The organism is Mesorhizobium abyssinicae, from assembly GCF_049887195.1.
GTDB lineage: Bacteria > Pseudomonadota > Alphaproteobacteria > Rhizobiales > Rhizobiaceae > Mesorhizobium > Mesorhizobium abyssinicae.
In genome coordinates this window covers 1-314 of the sequence record NZ_JARAKC010000144.1, presented here as the reverse complement: position 1 = coordinate 314, position 314 = coordinate 1, and the positions used below count along the sequence as shown (strand labels likewise).

At 61.8% G+C, this 314-nt stretch carries 1 protein-coding gene; it reads left to right on the top strand.

Features of this window, described 5'->3' with window-relative positions; all coding sequences use genetic code 11:
• On the top strand, nt 1-173 hold a 173-nt coding region (locus tag PU724_RS34015), incomplete at its 5' end, for an aminotransferase class I/II-fold pyridoxal phosphate-dependent enzyme (RefSeq protein WP_426213866.1).
• Nucleotides 174-314: the final 141 nt, after the last annotated feature.

The window sequence follows — 314 nt, the reverse complement described above, 5'->3', positions numbered from 1 at the left end:
TGGCGGCACGCATGCTGAAGCGCGGCATCTATGTCATCGGCTTTTCCTTCCCGGTGGTGCCGAAGGGCCAAGCCCGTATCCGCACCCAGATGTCGGCGGCGCATTCCAGCGCCGATATCGACAGGGCGGTCGAGGCGTTCGGCGCGATCGGCCGGGAGCTTAATCTAGTTTGAGGTATAAGAGTACTTCTCTGATTGGGGTCGTCGTGGTCAAGGTGCTCCTGCACTTTTTCTCGGACCGTTCCGCGGGTCACTCGCTTCTCTTCGCGGTCGGCGCTTGGGCCGCCGCATGATGGGATCAGGAGAGCGAGACGT